This is a genomic window from Saccharopolyspora erythraea NRRL 2338 (assembly GCF_000062885.1).
Taxonomy (GTDB): Bacteria; Actinomycetota; Actinomycetes; order Mycobacteriales; family Pseudonocardiaceae; genus Saccharopolyspora_D; species Saccharopolyspora_D erythraea.
Genome location: NC_009142.1, coordinates 867,029 through 881,544, shown reverse-complemented (window position 1 = coordinate 881,544; position 14,516 = coordinate 867,029). Strand labels below are relative to the sequence as shown.

12 protein-coding genes and 1 tRNA gene are annotated in these 14,516 nt (G+C 72.1%); 7 read left to right on the top strand and 6 right to left on the bottom strand.

The window, feature by feature from the left end:
• The first annotated feature begins 81 nt into the window (after positions 1 to 81).
• Both SACE_RS03885 and SACE_RS03880 read left to right on the top strand, forming a co-directional pair.
• Entirely contained in the window at positions 82 to 1,404 is a 1,323-nt protein-coding gene (locus SACE_RS03885; RefSeq protein WP_009944287.1) for a sensor histidine kinase, read from the top strand.
• Positions 1,401 to 2,003, top strand: coding sequence for a response regulator transcription factor (locus SACE_RS03880; protein WP_009944288.1), 603 nt, complete (start codon positions 1,401 to 1,403; stop codon positions 2,001 to 2,003). Before SACE_RS03885 ends, SACE_RS03880 begins: the two co-directional genes overlap by 4 nt.
• 49 nt (positions 2,004 to 2,052) lie before the next feature.
• Here SACE_RS03880 and SACE_RS03875 read toward each other — a convergent pair whose 3' ends face one another.
• A complete protein-coding gene (locus tag SACE_RS03875; RefSeq protein WP_009944289.1) occupies positions 2,053 to 2,601 on the bottom strand; it encodes a TetR/AcrR family transcriptional regulator in 549 nt (182 codons plus the stop codon).
• 53 nt (positions 2,602 to 2,654) lie between these two features.
• Between SACE_RS03875 and SACE_RS03870 the strand changes: the two genes are divergently transcribed.
• Positions 2,655 to 4,247, top strand: a complete 1,593-nt coding sequence (locus tag SACE_RS03870; protein WP_009944290.1) for an MFS transporter — start codon at positions 2,655 to 2,657, stop codon at positions 4,245 to 4,247.
• A gap of 69 nt (positions 4,248 to 4,316) precedes the next feature.
• Here the strand turns inward: SACE_RS03870 and lat are convergent, their stop codons facing one another.
• The gene (gene lat, locus SACE_RS03865) at positions 4,317 to 5,684 is read right to left on the bottom strand and encodes an L-lysine 6-transaminase (RefSeq protein WP_231849919.1); all 1,368 of its coding nucleotides are present in this window, start codon (positions 5,682 to 5,684) and stop codon (positions 4,317 to 4,319) included.
• Between the two features lie 654 nt (positions 5,685 to 6,338).
• Between lat and SACE_RS03860 the strand changes: the two genes are divergently transcribed.
• On the top strand, positions 6,339 to 7,034 hold the full coding sequence (locus SACE_RS03860) for a helix-turn-helix transcriptional regulator (RefSeq protein WP_009944292.1): 696 nt from the start codon (positions 6,339 to 6,341) through the stop codon (positions 7,032 to 7,034).
• Here SACE_RS03860 and SACE_RS03855 read toward each other — a convergent pair.
• Complete coding sequence (locus tag SACE_RS03855; RefSeq protein ID WP_009944293.1) at positions 6,973 to 10,113, bottom strand: AfsR/SARP family transcriptional regulator; 3,141 nt, start codon at positions 10,111 to 10,113, stop codon at positions 6,973 to 6,975. The two genes, SACE_RS03860 and SACE_RS03855, sit on opposite strands and share 62 nt — an antisense overlap.
• Positions 10,114 to 10,208: 95 nt before the next feature.
• Here SACE_RS03855 and SACE_RS03850 point away from each other — a divergent pair, with 95 nt between their 5' ends.
• Together SACE_RS03850 and SACE_RS03845 are read left to right on the top strand one after the other, a co-directional pair.
• Positions 10,209 to 10,784: an NADPH-dependent FMN reductase gene (locus SACE_RS03850; protein WP_011873164.1), complete on the top strand. Its 576-nt coding sequence runs from the start codon at positions 10,209 to 10,211 to the stop codon at positions 10,782 to 10,784.
• Positions 10,774 to 11,157, top strand: coding sequence for a VOC family protein (locus SACE_RS03845; RefSeq protein WP_009951654.1), 384 nt, complete (start codon positions 10,774 to 10,776; stop codon positions 11,155 to 11,157). The genes SACE_RS03850 and SACE_RS03845 overlap by 11 nt, the downstream gene beginning before the upstream one ends.
• A gap of 63 nt (positions 11,158 to 11,220) precedes the next feature.
• On the opposite strand, the gene SACE_RS03840 is transcribed toward SACE_RS03845, so the two are convergent.
• The 3 genes from SACE_RS03840 to sepX all read right to left on the bottom strand — a co-directional run bounded on the left by SACE_RS03840 (position 11,221) and on the right by sepX (position 14,135).
• The gene (locus tag SACE_RS03840) at positions 11,221 to 12,405 is read right to left on the bottom strand and encodes an IS30 family transposase (RefSeq protein ID WP_143538283.1); all 1,185 of its coding nucleotides are present in this window, start codon (positions 12,403 to 12,405) and stop codon (positions 11,221 to 11,223) included.
• A 741-nt stretch (positions 12,406 to 13,146) separates the two neighbouring features.
• Positions 13,147 to 13,219 (bottom strand) — tRNA-Ala (locus SACE_RS03835).
• Positions 13,220 to 13,328: 109 nt separating this feature from the next.
• Positions 13,329 to 14,135 carry a divisome protein SepX/GlpR gene (sepX, locus tag SACE_RS03830; protein WP_009950087.1) on the bottom strand — a complete coding sequence of 269 codons (807 nt, stop codon included), beginning with the start codon at positions 14,133 to 14,135 and terminating at the stop codon, positions 13,329 to 13,331.
• Positions 14,136 to 14,233: 98 nt separating this feature from the next.
• On the opposite strand from sepX, the gene SACE_RS03825 reads away from it, so the two are divergent.
• Positions 14,234 to 14,503, top strand: coding sequence for a hypothetical protein (locus tag SACE_RS03825; protein WP_021341732.1), 270 nt, complete (start codon positions 14,234 to 14,236; stop codon positions 14,501 to 14,503).
• Positions 14,504 to 14,516: the final 13 nt, after the last annotated feature.

The following is a 14,516-nucleotide window of genomic DNA, read 5'->3' as shown; positions in this document are numbered from 1 at the left end:
ACCAGGACCGATGACAGATGTCACGGACTGCCGTGACGGCCGTCGGCAGACACCCCGCCGCGGATCGACGATGCTGTAGCGGTGCCCGACCCGACCGACGTCCGCCGACCCCGGCCGACCGGCAGCGACCCGACCGGCGTCCACCCGACCCCGCCGACCGGAAGCCGCCGAGCCGCCCAGCCCCACGTCCCCGCGCGGGAGGGCGAGAGCACCGCGCCAGGGGAACCGGAGTTCAACACCCGGCGCATCCTGCGCCTGCGCAGGCTCACCTGGTGGGCGATCGTCCCGACGGTTCCGGTGTTCGCTTGCGTCGCCGGCGTCTTCGCGGTGGTCGCCCCGGCCGAGACCGGGATCAGCACGATCCAGATCGCGGCGCTGGTAGCGATCCTGGTCGTGGTCGCGGTGGAGGGCACCCGGTTCTCCCTCGGCATGATGGGCGGGCTGGGCAAGCCGCGCCAGCACCCGCTGGAGCAGGCGGGCGCGTTCGCGCTGGCGGTGGCGGGCATGTGCTACGCGATCTGGCTCAGCCCGCCGAACGTGCTGACATGGACCCTGCTGCCGTCCGCGCTGGCGGGCGCGCTCGCCGCGGCGGCGCCCAGGCGCTTCCGGCTGCGGCTGGCCACCGGCCTGATCGTGCTGGTCGTCGCGGTGGGTCCGGTCTCCATGGTCCTGGCGGGCAAGCCCGAGCTGTCCGGATCGGTGCTGTCCTACAGCGCTTTCGTCTCCGGGGCCACGGTCTTCGCCATGATCTTCCAGGCGTGGGTCTGGGACATCGTGCTCGAACTGGACCGCGCACGCTGGGTCTCCGCCGAGCTGGCGGTGGCCAGGGAGCGCCTGCGCTTCGCCGCGGACCTGCACGACGTGCAGGGCCACCACCTGCAGGCCATCGCGCTGAAGGGCGAGCTGGCCGAGCGGCTGGTCGGGGTCGACGACGACGCGGCCCGCGCGCAGGCCGCGGAGGTCGCCGAGCTCGCCAGGACCGCGCTGCGCGACACCCGCGAGGTCGTGCACGGCTACCGGCGCACCAGCCTGGCCACCGAAATCGACAACGCCGTGGCGATCCTGCGCTCCGCCGACATCGACACCACGGTGGACGGTGATCCGGCGCTGGTGCCGCCCCCGCTGGAACCGCTGTTCGGCGCGCTGGTCCGGGAGGGCGCGACCAACGTCCTGCGGCACAGCCGGGCGCGGCGCTGCGAGCTGAAGATCCGCTCCGACGACGGGCGCGTGCGTGTCGTCCTGCGCAACGACGGCATCATCGGGGGCGGCGACTCCGCGGGCTCGGGCATCGACGGACTGCGCGAGCGCTTCGCGACGCTGGGCGGCCAGGTGCGGGCCGCCGGCCGCGACGGCTGGTTCGAGCTGACCGGCCTCGCCGACGAACCAGGGAGGCCGCGCTCGTGATCCGGGTGGTGCTCGCCGACGACGAAGACCTGATCCGCGGGGCCCTGGCGGCCCTGCTCGACCTGGAGCCGGACATCAGCGTGCTCGCGCAGGTCGGCGACGGCAGGGCGGCGGTGCGGGCGGTGACCGAGCACCGGCCCGACGTCGCCGTGTTCGACCTGGAGATGCCCGAGCTGGACGGCGTGCAGGCGGCCACAGAGGTCCGCCGGGTCGCCGAGCTGCCGATCGTGCTGGTCACCAGGCATGCCCGGCCGGGCGTGCTGCGGCGGGCGCTGGCGGCGGGTGTGCGCGGGTTCGTGCCCAAGACCACGCCCGCGACCCGGCTGGCCGCGATCCTGCGCGACGTGCACGGCGGCGGCCGCTACGTCGACCCGGAGATCGCGGCCAGCGCGCTCACCGAGGGCGCGTGCCCGCTGACGGCGCGGGAGCTGGAGCTGCTGCGCCACACCGTGCGCGGCGGGACCATCGCGGCGATCGCCGACGAGGTGCACCTGGCGCAGGGCACGGTGCGCAACTACCTGTCCGCCGCGATGGCGAAGCTCTCGGTCAGCACCCGCCACGAGGCGGCCCGCCGGGCCTGGGAAGAAGGCTGGATCTAGGGCAGCCGCCGAGACCGCGCCACCCCGGTGGGTGCGGCCCGCCGAAGCCCTACTCCCCGCGCGCCTCGGCCACCTGCTCCAGCAGGCGGTCGAAGACGCGGCGCAGCAGTTCCGGATCCGGGTTCGGCAGCCCCGACAACGCGCTCAGGTAGAGGCCGTCGCCGACCAGGCGCACCGTCTCGGCCAGCACCGGGTCGCCGATGTGGTCGGTCAGCAGCTCCGACCAGCGGCCGAAGACGCGGGCCAGCACCTCGGTGCCGTCCTCGCTCAGGCCCTCCGCGCTGCGCAGCGCCGCGATGACCGACCAGTACAGCGCCATCTCCTCGTCGGAGGCGGGCAGCGAGGTCTCCAGGAAGTACCGCACGACGTCGGCGCCGGCCCGCTCGGCCTGCGCGAACTCGGCTTCGGCGTCCTCGCTGAGCCGCAGCGTGAGCCCCTGCAGCATCGCCTGCTTCGAGCGGAAGTGGTAGAGCAGCCCGCCCTTGGAGACCCCGGCCTCGGCGGCCACCGACTCCAGCGTGACCGCCGCCGTTCCCTTGCGGACGAGGATGCGCTGGAGCGCGTCGAGGATGCGGTCGCGGGTGTCCCTGGCTGCCACGGTGGCACTCTACCGTCCGGACGGGCTACTATACCGTCTGGACGGTATAGAAAATGACTGAACAGAACTCCTCCCGCAACCACGACCAGACCGCGACCTCCAGCCAGGTCGCGAACGCCGACCCCGCCACCAACAGCGCCGCCGACGCCGGTCGGGAACCGCGTCCGGTGACGACCCGCAAGCAGTGGGCCGCACTCGGCGCGCTCCTGCTCCCGGTGCTGCTGATCTCGGTCGACAACACCGTGCTGAGCTTCGCGGTGCCGCACCTCAGCGAGCAGTTGCGCCCCAGCGGCAGCCGACTGCTGTGGATCGTCGACATCTACTCGCTGATGCTGGCCGGGCTGCTCGTCACGATGGGCACCCTCGGCGACCGGATCGGCAGGCGCCGCCTGCTGCTGACCGGTGCGGCCGGGTTCGGCGCCGCCTCGGCGCTGGCCGCCTTCGCGCCCAACGCCGAGCTGCTGATCGCCGCTCGCGCGCTGCTCGGCGTGGCAGGCGCGACCCTGATGCCCTCGACGCTGTCGCTGATCCGCAACACCTTCACCGACCCGCGCGCCCGCACCACCGCGATCGCGACGTGGACCGCGACCTTCGCGGGTGGCTCCGCATTCGGACCGCTGCTCGGCGGCCTGCTGCTGGAGCACTTCTGGTGGGGGTCGGTGTTCCTGATCAACCTGCCGGTCATGGTGGTCCTGCTGGCCGTCGGACCGGCGCTGATCCCCGAGTCGCGCAACCCGCGGCCCGGCCGCTACGACCTGCTCGGCGCGGGCCTGTCGCTGGCCGCGATGCTGGCGCTGGTCCTCGGCATCAAGGAACTGGCGGGCGAGGGCCTCACCCCGCTCGCCGCCGGCTCGGTCGTGCTCGCGGTCGTCGTCGGCGCGGTGTTCGTGCGCAGGCAGCGCAGGCTCGACAACCCGATGCTCGACCTGCGGCTGTTCGCGGACAGGCGCTTCAGCGTCGCGGTCTCCAGCAACCTGCTCGCGGTGTTCGTGATGGTCGGCGCGCTGTTCTTCATGACGCAGTACCTGCAACTGGTGCTCGGCATGTCACCGCTGCGCGCGGGCATCGCGCTGCTGCCCGGCATCGGCCTGTCGGTCGTCGGGTCGCTGCTGGCGGCTCGCCTGATCAGGCGGGTGCGGCTGGCCGAGCTGCTGGGTGCGGCGATCCTGGCGACCGCGCTCGGCTACCTGCTGCTGGTGCTGCTGCCGGTGCGCGACGGCGGCTGGATCGTGGTGCTCGCGTTCATGGTGGTCGGCCTCGGGGCGGGCGTAACCGAGACGGCGACCAACGACGCGATCCTCGGCAGCGTGCCGCAGGCGAACGCGGGCGCGGCGTCGGCGATCTCGGAGACCGGCTACGAGCTGGGCGCCGCGCTGGGCACGGCGATCCTCGGCAGCACGCTCACCGCGGCCTACCGTGGCGGACTCGACCTCACCGGCATCCCGCGGTCCATGGCGGAGGCCGCCGAGGACACCCTCGGCGGGGCACTGGCCGCGGCGGCCGAACTGCCCGCGGCGCAGGCCGAGCTCGTGCGGGAGTCGGCGTTCGCGGCGTTCACCTCCGGTGTGCACGTGACGAGCGTGCTCGGCGCCGTGGTCCTCGCCTACGCCGCGGTCCAGGCGTGGTGGATCCTCCGCCGATCCTGATCACGCAACGCCCGCGAGCCCTTCGGGTGGCCGTGGCGCCCGAAGGACTCGCGGGTTCCTGGACGGCGGTCAGGCCAGTTCGACGAGGGTCTTGCGCAGCGCCGAGACGGCGTCGACGACCTCCTCCGGCCGCACCGAGAGCGGCGGACGGCACCGCAGCGAGTCGGTCCCGGACGGCAGGAACAGCGTGCGGTGGTGGTCGCGGGCCACGGCGAGCGCGCGGTTGCGCTTGTCCGGGTCGGCGAAGCTGATCGCGCACATCAGGCCGCGTCCGCGCGCGTCGCGGACCACCGACGGGAACTCCGCGACCAGGGCGCGCAGCTCGCCGAGCAGCAGCTCGCCCATCTGGCGGCTGTGCTCGAAGAGGTCCTCGCTCTCGATCACCTCCAGGATCCGGGTCGCGCGCACCATGTCGGTGAGCGAGCCGCCCCAGGTGGAGCTGATCCGGCTGGCCTCGCGGAACGCGTTCTCCTCGACCTCCAGCACGCGCCTGCCGCCCATCACGCCGCAGACCTGCATGCGCTTGCCGAACGCGACGAGGTCAGGTTCGAGCCCCAGCGCCTGGTAGGCCCACGCCCGGCCGGTCAGGGCGCCGGTCTGCACCTCGTCGGCGACGGTGAGCACGTCGTGCTCCCGGCACAGCTCCTGCACCGCGCGCAGGAAGCGGGGCCGCAGGTGCCGGTCGCCGCCCTCGCCCTGGATCGGCTCGTAGACGAAGCAGGCGATCTCGCGACCGTAGCGGCGCAGCGCGGCTTCGGCGGCCTCCACCGCGACCCGCTCGTGCGGCAGCAGCTCGGGGTCGTCCCAGTCGTCGCCGGGGACGACGGCAGGACTGGGGATGCGCGGCCAGTCGAACATCGGGTAGTCGCGGATCTTCGACGGGTCGGTGTTGGTGAGCGAGAGCGTGTAGCCGCTGCGGCCGTGGAAGGCCTTCTCCAGGTGCAGCACGCGGCTGCCGCGGATCGCGACACCCTTGCGGGCGTTCACCTTGGTCTTCCAGTCGAAAGCGACCTTCAGCGCGTTCTCCACCGCGAGCGTTCCGCCGTCGATGAAGAACAGCAGCGGCAGTTGCGGGTCACCGGCCACCCGCCGGAAGGTCTCGGCGAAGCGGGCCTGCTCGACGGTGGCGAAATCGGGGTTCGACGGCTTGACGCGTCCCGCCCGCACCAGCGCCGCCTCGAATTCCGGGGTGCGCAGGCCCGGGTGCCCGTGCCCGAGCGTGGCCGAGCTGAAGAACATCGTCATGTCGAGGTATTCGGTGCCGTCGCGCAGGTCGCGCAAACGGCAGCCGTCACCGGCGTCGAGGTCGACCACGATGTCCATCAGGTCGCCGGTCACCTGGGCCTTGAGGGACGTGACCGCGTCGGCGGCGTCACCGCGCTGGGCGGGGATGTCGGTTCCGGTCGATTCCACAACTACGTCCTGCTGGGTCGTCACGATCGGCCTCCCGGCGTCGTCGCTTGGTCACGGTGGCGCCCGTCACTGTCAAGGAACTATTACATCAGCATCCCGCAAAAATGCAACGTTCTTCCGTTGAACGTGCGTCCTGACGAAAGATTTTCTTTCGCTCCGGCCGGGTCTACGGAAGATCGTCACGCTGCGTTACACACCCGCGGGCGCCCGGTCGCACGCCGCGGCCCCACGCACGCGCATTCCAAGATTGAATTCCCGGGAATGTGATCGCGGACGCCGACGCACGCGCGAGTCCGCTCGAAACTGCCGCTTCCGGAAGTGCCGCCGAATGGTCCAGGCCGCATTCGGTGCTACTTTTTTCAGCGCCACCGCGATTCTCCTGCGTGAATTCGCCCCCATGGCGGATTCGAGCGGCTGTCACCTCTCCCCGCAGGAGAATCCGCGGTGGCCCAGAACTCCGGTCCTGCTCGCACCTGTTCACACCCCGGTCCACCGGGATGACACCGCCACACAAACGGGTGAAACCGCCCCGAGCGCGGCGCGCCAGGCCAATTCAGGACGGCCGGGGAAAACGCGCGGATTCCGGCCGGGCGGCCAGTAGACGTCCCGGGTGAAAAGGGTGGTATTCGCACCACCGGGCAGCGACGATCGAACCAGGCAGCGGCGTGGGGAGATCACATGACGCTGGATCAGTTCGCACACCAGACGCGCTGGGTCGAGCACCTGGCCGACGAGGAGGCGGTGCGCACGCGCATCCACCGCCTCGCCTGCACCGCCGAGTTCGTGCGCACCTCGCTGACCGGCCCCGACGCCGCACCCGAGCTCCAGTCGGGCTGCCGCCGAGGTCAGGTACTGGTCGGGCCCCGGCTGGCCGCGCTGCCCGGCGTCCTGGAGGAGCTGGTGCTCTCCTCCACCCCGGACGTCGAGGTGCGCATCAGCACCGCGCCGCTGCACCGGGTCGTCGTCTTCGACGACCGGTTCGCGCTGCTGCCGTTCGACCTGACCCACCTCGGCCGGGGGGCTTACCTGTTCGAGAACGCCCCGGCGGCCCCGCACCGCAGCCTGTTCGACCTGCACTGGGACAACGCCCGGGAACCGGAGACGCCGGCCCAGCCCGGCCTGTCCGGACGCGAGCTGGAGGTCGCCCGCCTGCTCATCGACGGCGCGACCGACGCCGAGGTCGCCGACCGCCTGCACGTCAGCGCGCGGACCGTGCGCACCGCGGTGGCCAGGCTCCAGCAGCGCTACGGCACCAGCTCCCGGATGGCGCTGGGTTTCCACCTGGCCCGCGACGAGCGGATGACCAACGTGCTCATCCCCGCCCCGCGAGGCCGTCCGGAGGGCTCCGGCGGCCGGACTCGAACGCCGAGCTGAAGTCCTCGCCGAGCGCCTGCCGCACCGCGCGTTCGACACGGTCGATGTCACCCCGCTCGGCCGCGGGCAGCGGCGCCGGCACCGACGTCCTCGCCTCGGCCGCCGCCCCGAGCAACCGCGCCGCGAGCTCGTGCTCCCCGGCCGCCGACCGCACCGCGGCCAGCCCCTCCAGCGCGAGCGCCACGGCGCGGGCGTCACCGGTCCGGCCGGCCACGTCGAAGCCCTCCCGGTGCAGCGCCAGCGCCGAGTCCAGGTCACCGCGCTGCTCGGCGACGAACCCCAGCTCCGCCAGCGAAAGCGCGATCCCGGGCTCGTAGCCTGCGCGCCGGTTCCACTCCAGGGCGTGCCGGTGGTGCTCCTCGGACTCCTCCAGCCGCCCGCGCCACCGCGCCGCGATGCCGAGGCCCGTCTCGGCGTAGACAGCGGACGGCTCGTATGACTGCTCCCGCGCCAGCCGCAGCGCGCGCCGGTGCAGCTCGTCGGCCCGCGCGTAGTCTCCGCGCAGCATGGAGACCCTCCCGAGCTGCGCGAGGTGCCCGGACACCACCGACCACAGACCGAGCTCCTCGGCCGTGCGCAGACCCTCGCAGTGCAGGCGGGCGGCCAGGTCGTAGTCACCGGCGTCCATGGCCACGCCGCCGAGCACCCGGGCACTCCACGCCTGGCCCCACCGGTCACCCAGCTCGGTGAACAGCTCCCTGGCGCGCGCCCCGTCGCGGCCGGCGTCGCGGTCGTCGGACACGGCCGTCTGCTGCGCCCGGACCGTCAGCGCCGCCGCGACACCCCACCGGTCGTCGCGCTCGCGGAAGCGGCGGAGCGCCTCGTCGGCGAGCACGCGGGCGGCGGCCACCCGGCCGCTGCCGGACATGCTGAAGCTGAGCAGCCACTTCGCGTGGGCCTGCTCGTCGAGCGCGCCCAGCCGGTCGTAGAGCGTGAGCGCTTCCCGCGCCTGCGCTTCCGGGTCGTCGCTGGCCCGCACGAGGTAGTCCAGGCCGGAACGCCAGGTCATCGCCTTCGCCCGGTCCAGGGAGGCGGTGTCGTCGAGGTCGAGGGCCGCGGTGAGCGCCCGGTGGCCCTCCTGGTGCCTGCCGCGCAGGAACCAGTACCAGGCCAATGCGTTGACCAGCCGCAACGCCAAGTCCGACCGCCGCTGCCGCACCGCCCAGTCCAGCGCGGCCCGCAGGTTTCCGCTCTCGGCGTCCAGCCGCTCCAGCCACCGGCGCTGGTCGTGCCCGCGCAACCGCCGCTCGGCCTGCTCGGCCAGGTCGACGTGGAACTCGGCGTGCGCGAGCCGGACCTGGTCGGTCTCACCGGCCTCGGCCAGCCGCTCGAGGCTGTAGGCGGCGACGGTCTCCAGCAACCGGTACCGGAGTCCGGCCGCGCCCTCCGCGACGACGACCAGGGAGTGGTCGACGAGCTGCGCCAGCGCGCCGACGACATCTTCACCGCCCCGCCCGCACACCGCTTCGGCGGCGTCGAGCGTGCAGCCGTCGTTGTGCACGGCCAGCCTGCGGAGCACGGCCCGCTCCGGTTCGGCCAGCAGCTCCCAGCTCCAGTCGATCACTGCCCGCAACGTCTGCTGCCGTGCGGGGGCGGCGCGCGAGCCCGCCGCCAGCAGGCGGAACCGGTCCTCGAGCCGCCGCGCCAGCTCCTCGACGCCCAGCGCGCGCACGCGCGTGGCGGCCAGCTCCAGCGCCAGCGGCAGCCCGTCCAGCCTGCGGCAGATCGCGGCGACGGCCTCGGCGTTGTGCTCGTCGAGCGCGAAGCCGGGCGCCGCGGTGACCGCGCGTTCGACGAACAGATCCACCGCGCTCGACCCGGTGGCCGCACGGCCGGACTCGGGCACGTCCAGCGGCGGCACCGGGTGCAGCGCCTCACCGGGTACGCCCAGCGACGTGCGGCTGGTCGCGAGCACGCACAGCCCCGGCAGAGCCCGCAACAGAGCCTGGACCAGCGCGGCCACCGGTTCGACGACGTGCTCGCAGTTGTCGAGCACGAGCAGGATCTCCTTGTCCCGCAACGCGTTCACCAGACGCCGGACGGCGTCCGGCCGCTGCCCGGCGCCGAACGGCGTGACGAGGACGTGGTCCCGGACGTCGAGCACCTCTGCGACCAGCTCCGCCACGCGCCCGACGTCGTCGGCGCGCTCCAGCGCCCCCAGCTCGACCAGCCACGCGTCTTCACCGCGTTCACCGGCCACTTCCAGTGCGAGCCGCGTCTTGCCCACACCGCCCGGGCCGGTCAGCGTCACGAGCCGGTTGGCCCGCAACGACTCCCGCACTTCGGCGACCGCGCCGCCGCGGCCCACCAGCCCGGTGAGCGGGGTCGGCAGGTTCGAGCGCATCGCGGTCAACCCCGCGTCCTGCTCCAGGATCCGCTGGTGCAGAGCCATGATCTCCGGGCCCGGATCGACGCCCAGCTCCTCGCCCAGCCTCCCGCGCAGCGCCGCGAACGCCTCCAGCGCCTCGGCCTGCCTGCCGCTGCGGTAGAGCGCACGCATGTACGCCGCGCACAGCCGCTCCCGCAGCGGGTGCTCGGCCACCAGCGCCCCCAGCTCCGCGACCAGCGAGCCGTGCTCGCCCTCCGCCAGCCGCGCCTGCGCGTGGTCCTCCACAGCGGACAGCCGCTGCTCCTCCAGGCCCTCGACGACCGGGCGCGCGAAGTCGGAGTCGGCGAAGCCGGCGAAGGCCGGTCCCCGCCACAGCTCCAGCGCCTCGGCCAGCCCCCGCGCGTCGCGCGCGCCGGCGACCAGCGCCGTGAAGCGCAGCGAGTCGACGGCGTCGGTGCCCACGTCCAACGCGTATCCGGCCGGCCCGGACACCACCAGCTCGCGACCGCCGGGCTCGGCGTCGGCCAGCGCCTTGCGCAGTTGCGACACCTTGGCCTGCAGCGCGCCCAGCGGGTTGGCCGGCACCCGCTCGCCGCCCCACAGCTCCTCTACCAGCCGGTCCGCCGAGACCGCGGTCCCAGGGCGCACCAGCAGGCACGCCAGCAACGCGCGGACCTTGACCCCGGGCACCGCGACCGGGTCGCCCGCGTCGGTGCGCACCACGAGCGGACCCAGCACGCCGAACCACATGGGCCGACGATAGCCACATGGCAGGCCGCAAGCGGGTGGTAAGCGAACCGAAAGTCCCGCGCCGCATCGTGTCCCCACACGAACGAGGAGGACAGATGGGCACCACCACGGCATGCGTTCTCGGGATCTCGGGAAGCCTGCGCTCGGCTTCCACCAACACCGCGCTCCTGCGCGCGGCGGGCGCCCTGGTCGACCCGGCCATCGGCTTCCGGCTGTGGGACGAGCTGGCGACGATCCCACCCTTCGACGAGGACCACGAAGCCGAGCCGCCCGACCCGGTGCTGCGGATGCGCGAGGCCATCGACGGCGCGGCCGCGCTGGTGATCGCGACCCCGGAGTACAACGGCTCGATCCCGGGCCAGCTCAAGAACGCGCTGGACTGGGCCTCGCGCCCCTACGGCGACAGCGCGCTCACCGGCAAGACGACCGCCGTGATCGGCGCCAGCCCCAGCGACTACGGCGCCACGTGGGCGCAGGACGCCCTGCGGCGCTCGCTCGAGGCCGCCGGCGCGCACGTGCTCGACACCGGTGTCGCCGTCCCGCGCTCCGACGAGGCGTTCGACGCCGACGGGCGGCTCGCCGACGCGGCGCTGCACATCGAGCTCGGCGAGGCCGTCTGGACGCTGACCACCGCGATGACCGAGAAGGAAGGGCTGTGCGATGTCCGTTGACCTCAACCACACCATCGTCCACTGCAAGGACCGGCACGCCTCGGCGAAGTTCCTCGCCGACCTCCTCGACCTGGAGGTGCTGCCCGACCTCGGGCCGTTCACCCCGGTGGAGACGGCGAACGGGGTGACGCTGGACTTCGCCGACTCCGACGAGATCCGCCCCAACCACTACGCGTTCCTGGTCACCGACGAGGAGTTCGACCGGATCTTCGGCCGCATCCGCGAGGCTGGCATCGACTACTGGGCGGACCCGCACCACACCAAGCCGGGCGAGATCAACCACGAACACGGCGGCCGCGGCGTCTACTTCGACGACCCCAACGGCCACGTCCTGGAAGCCATCACCGCGCCGTACCAGTACCCGGACGCCTGACCTCCACAGTGGAGGGCCCTGCCTGCGCCAGGCGGATTCAAGGGGTCGTCGCAACACAGATGGTCAACTGGCTTCGGTCAGGAGCATAGCGAGGCGCTCGGCTGGGGAGTCCCAGCCGAGCGTTTTGCGTGGTCGCCCGTTGAGCTGTTGGGCGACGTGCTCGAGGTCCTCGGGTCCGTAAGTGCCGAGGTCGGTGCCCTTGGGGAAGTACTGGCGCAGCAGTCCGTTGGTGTTTTCGTTGCTGCCGCGCTGCCAGGGACTGGCCGGGTCGCAGAAGTAGACCGGCATGTCGGTGGCCATGGTGAACTGCTTGTGGCGGGCCATCTCGGCTCCCTGGTCCCAGGTCAGCGAGCCACGAAGGTGAGTCGGCAGCGTTGTGATAGTCGCTACGAGACCGTCCCGGACCGCTTCAGCGTCATGCCCGTTCGGCAGGTGGACCAGCATGGTGTACCGCGTGGTGCGTTCCACCAGAGTGCCGATCGCGGACTGGCTGCCAGCGCCAATGATCAAGTCTCCCTCCCAGTGGCCGGGCACGGCCCGGTCCTCGACCTCGGCAGGGCGGTCGCTGATCATCACCATCGGGTCGATGAACCGCGCGGTGCGCTGGTTCGGGTTGCGGCGTGGCTTGCGGCGGGTCCGGCCGGTGCGGATCGCGGCCTGTACTTCGCGTTTGAGACCACCGCGGGCCTGGAAGTACAGCGCCTGGTAGATCGTCTCCACGCTCACTCGCATCCTCTGGTCGCCGGGATGCTCCTTGCCTAGAGCGTGGCAGATCTGCTCCGGTGACCAGCGCTTGCGCAGCCCGTCAACCACGAACTGGCGCAACGGTCCCTGCGCGATCAGCTTGCGTTGCTTCGGGCGCGGTCGACGAGCGGCCGCCGCTCGGTGAGCCGCATACGGCCGGTAGGCGCCGTGGGCGGAGTTCGCGCGGATCTCCCGCAAGATCGTGCTGGCCGACCGCCCCAATGCCTTCCCGATCGCCCGCAGTGAGTGGCCCTCGGCCCGCAGGTCCCGGATCCGCTCCCGCTCCACCAAGGTCAGCAGCCGGGGATGCAACTGCTTGTCCAGTGCGGACAGCTTGGGCGCCACGGAGTTCACGTCGACGATCGTGCTGGTGCCCGCCGCGTAGTCGACACGAACCCCGTTCGGGTAGGTCCGGGCGTTCCGGCTCTTGCGGACCCCGTAGTCCCAGTCCTTCGCCGTGCGCTCGTTGATGCCCACCCGCTCGGCCGCCCGACGTCGGGCCACACCCTCGGAACGCAACCGCTCGTACTCCTCGCGCCGTGGGTGTCGACGCGACGCCCGAATCGACCGCCGCCCAGCCTGCCGGGCCCAACCAAAGGCCGTGTTCCGGTTCAGGCCCAGCTCACGGGCCGCCACAGTGACGCTCCCAACCGCATCAAGCCGGTCCAGGAAGCGTTGCTTCAGCTCGGCACTGTCACCCTCACATGCCACGGTCCTCGCAACTCCCACAGGTCGCAGGTGTTGCGAGGACCGCTAGAACCCCCGCCAGGCAGGGCCCTCACCCTTGCACGTCAGGAAGTGCGCGCTCGGTGAGCACCAGGAGCGCCACGGGGGATCGCGACGGCCGCGCCCAACGCCACCAGCAGCCACACCGCTTTGGACATCAGGTGCGCGTTGTACGGCATCCGCATCCCGACCCACGGAATGTCGAAGAGCGAGCGCGGAGCCACATTCCCCACATGCCCGGCCCTCCCCACCGCGGGGAAGCTCCAGCCACATCCCTAGGACCGGACGCCACCACCACTCGTGCCCCCCCGCACCCAACGCGAGCCAGTCCGTGTTCTGCCCGGTGGAGTTTCGCCAACGGAAGGCTGGTCCAAGACCAGGCCGGGAACGCTCCGGACCGCAAAGAGCTGTGAAAAGGTGACCACCGCACCGTGGGGCCCGCGGGGGCTCGGCCCCCGCGACAAACACGCGAAACGGAAAAAGGCTCGTGCTCTCCGCGAGCACGAGCCTGCCATTCCGTGGAGCTGAGGGGAATCGAACCCCTGACCTTCTCGATGCGAACGAGACGCGCTACCAACTGCGCTACAGCCCCCTTGTTCAATTGCCGTTGTAGCTTAGCAAGCCCCCTGAGAGCCCCTCGCACCACCCCCCGGAAAGCGGAAAGGGCCTGGTCCACCAGGCCCTTTCCGGATCGACCGCGGCTACTCGCCGACCGCTCTGCGGTACGGCTCCCAGGTGCGCTCGTCGAGCTCGTCGAACATCGGGTCCTCGTCGTCGATCTCCACCGCGACCGCGCCGGTGTGCGTCGACGTCGCCGCCGCGCGCCTGCGCGGGCGGTCATCGACCTCCTCCGGCTCTTCGCGCTCTGGGACGTCGTCGTAGTCGTCGACCTGGTCGTACTCGCCGTCCTCGTACTCGACGTACTCGCCGTCCTCGTCGGCCTCGCGGGCGCCGGAGATGCGCGCGAGCCTGCGGCTGCGGACATCCTCCTCGATGCGCACCTGCCTGCGCAGGTAGGCCAGGTAGCCCACCAGCGCCAGGTCGACGGCCCCGTGCAGCCACCACAGCATCGGCCACGCGAGCGCTGCGACCAGCGCGGTGCCGACCGCGGTGAGCAGGATCACCAGCACGATCCGCTGCCTGCGGGCGTACTTGGCCTTCGCCGCCAGCGCCGCGGCCTCGGGGTCGAAGCCACCGCGCCCAGGCCGGTAGCGCCGGCCCGCGCGGACGTCGTCGCTGTGCACCCGCCGCCAGCCGCCGTCGTCCTGGTACTCGTCGACGTCCACGTCGTCCTGGCCGGTGTCAGGCATCCCGTACGCCTCCTCCACCCCGTAGGTCCTCTGTGCAGCGGACGCTGCCGGGCGTCGACCGCTGCCGCGCCGGACCACCCTGGCCGCCAGCGCCGAGTCGGTGGTCTTGGACACTTCCTGGCGGCGACGGGCGAACATCGGCACGAGAACGACCAACCATGCGGCCGCCAGCGCAGCGAAGATCAACGAACTGAGCATGCCTCGCCACCTCCCCCTGGCTACCGGCAGCACACCTCTGCGGTCGCCACGCTAGCCACATCAGTCACATCTGTCTCGGAGCCACGCCGAACCGGCAGGTGTTGCACCCCGGTCCAGAAAAACTCACGTCCGGGGCGACCAGCCGCAACATCGACGCGGGCGTGTCGGTTTCCACACCGCTGAACAGCGCTGATCATGCCGCCGAACAGCTCGTTCGCCAGACGTCCGAGATCACCGGCAGGTTGCGCCAACCCACCGATCGGGTGAGCAAGATCTCGCCCTCGGAGCGGGTCTTCGACCTTGAACCGGCGCGGCCGAACCGGCAGCAAGGGGAGTTCAAGGCCCTCAGCCTCCGGACTCTCACCTAATGACCACCCAGGC

Coding starts and splice junctions, on each gene's coding strand:
- SACE_RS03845 (WP_009951654.1), top strand. CDS start 10,774: ATGTCCGTTGACCTCAACCACACCATCGTCCACTGCAAGGACCGGCAC.
- SACE_RS03850 (WP_011873164.1), top strand. CDS start 10,209: ATGGGCACCACCACGGCATGCGTTCTCGGGATCTCGGGAAGCCTGCGC.
- SACE_RS03870 (WP_009944290.1), top strand. CDS start 2,655: ATGACTGAACAGAACTCCTCCCGCAACCACGACCAGACCGCGACCTCC.
- SACE_RS03855 (WP_009944293.1), bottom strand. CDS start 10,113: ATGTGGTTCGGCGTGCTGGGTCCGCTCGTGGTGCGCACCGACGCGGGC.
- sepX (WP_009950087.1), bottom strand. CDS start 14,135: ATGCTCAGTTCGTTGATCTTCGCTGCGCTGGCGGCCGCATGGTTGGTC.
- SACE_RS03860 (WP_009944292.1), top strand. CDS start 6,339: ATGACGCTGGATCAGTTCGCACACCAGACGCGCTGGGTCGAGCACCTG.